The sequence below is a fragment of the Dapis purpurea BLCC-M126 genome, assembly GCF_050015975.1.
In the GTDB taxonomy this organism is placed as follows: domain Bacteria; phylum Cyanobacteriota; class Cyanobacteriia; order Cyanobacteriales; family Microcoleaceae; genus Trichodesmium.
In genome coordinates, this window is record NZ_JBNHER010000338.1 from 10,619 (window position 1) to 13,205 (window position 2,587).

The window sequence follows — 2,587 nt, forward strand, 5'->3', positions numbered from 1 at the left end:
ACCAACAGGGGCAGTTATTACAGATTCTGAAAGGGTATAATAGTTTAGTCTCCGATCTAGCATTTAGTCCCGATGGAAAGACTATTGCCACTGCAAGTGATGATGGTACGGTGAAATTGTGGAACCAACAGGGGCAAATGTTACAGACTCTGAAAGGTCATAATAGTTTGGTCTCCGATGTAGAATTTAGTCCCGATGGAAAGACTATTACAACTGCAAGTGATGATGGTACGGTAAAATTGTGGAACCAACAAGGGCAGTTGTTGCAAACTCTCGAAGGCCATTATTATGATAACCCCTCAGATGTAAATTTTAGCCCTGATGGAAAGATGATTGCCACTGCAAGTAATGATGGTACGGTGAAATTGTGGAACCAACAGGGGCAATTATTACAGATTCTGAAAGGGCATAATAGCTTGGTCTCTGATGTAGCATTTAGTCCCGATGGAAAGATGATTGCAACTGCAAGTGATGATGGTATGGTGAAATTGTGGAACCAGCAGGGCCAAGTATTGCAGACTCTGAAAGAGTATAATAGTTTAGTCTCCGATTTAGCATTTAGTTCTGATGGAGAGATGATTGCCACTGCAAGTGATGATGGTACGGTGAAATTGTGGAACCAGCAGGGGCAAGTGTTGCAGACTCTGAAAGGTCATAATCACTTGGTCTCTGATGTAGAATTTAGCTCCGATGGAGAGACCATTGTAACTGCAAGTGATGATGGTACAGTAAAATTGTGGGACCAACAGGGGCAAGTGTTGCGGACTCTTGAGGGATATGATAATTTTTTCAATGGTGTAGCATTGAGCCCTGATGGAGAGAGCATTGTAACTGCAAGTGATGATGGTAAGGTAAAATTGTGGAACCAACAGGGTGAGTTCTTGCAAACTCTGCAAGGCCATGATAGTTCAGTCTATGATTTAGCATTTAGTCCCGATGGAAACAGGATTGCAACTGCAAGTGATGATGGTATCGTAAAATTGTGGAACCAACAGGGTGAATTCTTGCAAACTCTAGAAGGCCATAATAAAAGGGTCTCTGATGTAGCATTTAGCCCCAATGGAAAGACTATTGCCACTGCAAGTGATGATGGTACCGTAAAACTGTGGAACCAACAGGGTGAATTCTTGCGAACTCTAAAAGGGCATAAGAGTTCGGTCTCTGATGTAGACTTTAGCTATGATGGAAAAACTATTGCAACTGCAAGTCATGACAAAACGGTGAAATTGTGGAACCAAGAGGGCGAGTTGTTGCAGACTCTGGAAGGGTATAAGAGTTTGGTCTCCGATGTAGAATTTAGCCCTGATGGAGAGATCATTGCCACTGCAAGTCATGAGAAGACGGTAAAATTGTGGCCACATTTGGGGATAGAAGATTTAACTACATATGGTTGCGAATTATTAAATGATTATCTGATTTCTCATCCCCAAGAGTTAGAGAAACTCAGAATTTGCCAAACTGACAAACGCATGAAAGCAGCAGCTCTCAGTTGGATAATAGAGGGAGAAAAACTGGCCAGGGAAAGTAGAGGGGAAGCAGAAAAACTTGAGGCAGCAGTTACTACATTTAAAAAAGCACTTCAATGGAACCGAGACCTCAACCTCAACCAAAATTTCAAGGCTTGGGCAGCATCATTAGGGGAGGCAGAAAAGTTGATGGAGGAAGGTACGAAATTAGCAAGAGAAGGAAAAATTGAGGCAGCAGTGAAAAAGTACAAGAAAGCAAAAGAACTTGACAAAGTAGCATTCATTGTTACTCTACAAAATCTTGACCCAGAAGCTAAAGCAAAATATGAGGCAGCAGATGTACCAGATGAATTGTTAGATAAAGGAAGAAAGCTTCTCAAGCAGGGTAAAGTTAAAGAAGCTATAGACTTCTACAAACAAGCAGAAAAAATCGACTCTACTCAAATTTCTGCTCGTAAATGGAATAACCTTTGTTGGTATGGTAGCCTTTACAAACAAGCTGCTAATATCATGTTTGCCTGTGAGAAAGCAGTCGCCCTTGACCCTAAAAATGGCAATATTGTTGATAGTCGGGGACTTGCCAGGGCATTAACAGGGGATATTCAAGGCGCAATTGCAGATTTTCAGGTATTTGTAGAATGGACTGGTGATGAGGAGGAGAAAGTGCAAAGGCAACAATGGATCAAAGCACTTCAGGTAGGGGAAAACCCATTTACTGATGAGGTTTTGAAGGAGTTGAAGGATATAGCAGATAGTAGAGACGGGTTTAGCTAAAAGCATTTAAGCAAGAAAGTGTAGCAAACATTTATCAAATTGGTATTATTGATATTTTTGCTAACACACCCTACTGGACTGTTTCATCTTAAATATTGCATTAGAAAATGAGGGGATGGGGGGATGGGGTGATGGGGCGATCGAGTGATTATCAAAAAAGCGCTTTGCACAGTTTTAGCTGAAACAGTCCACAACAGTCAACTACGAAACTAACACAGCTAATGTAATTTGCATTATATCGTTGGGGCGGGTTCATCTGATTTCAGGTTAAAACTTGTTAACTTAACTAGAACTTATAGAACCCCTAAGCGTATCTTCATAAATATGCGCGTTAGCTAGGAGTTAGG

General features: G+C 41.2%; 1 protein-coding gene. It reads left to right on the forward strand.

Annotated features, from left to right (window positions below):
* On the forward strand, positions 1-2,240 hold a 2,240-nt coding region (locus ACP6PL_RS30870), incomplete at its 5' end, for a WD40 domain-containing protein (protein ID WP_426549198.1).
* Between the last annotated feature and the right edge of the window lie 347 nt (positions 2,241-2,587).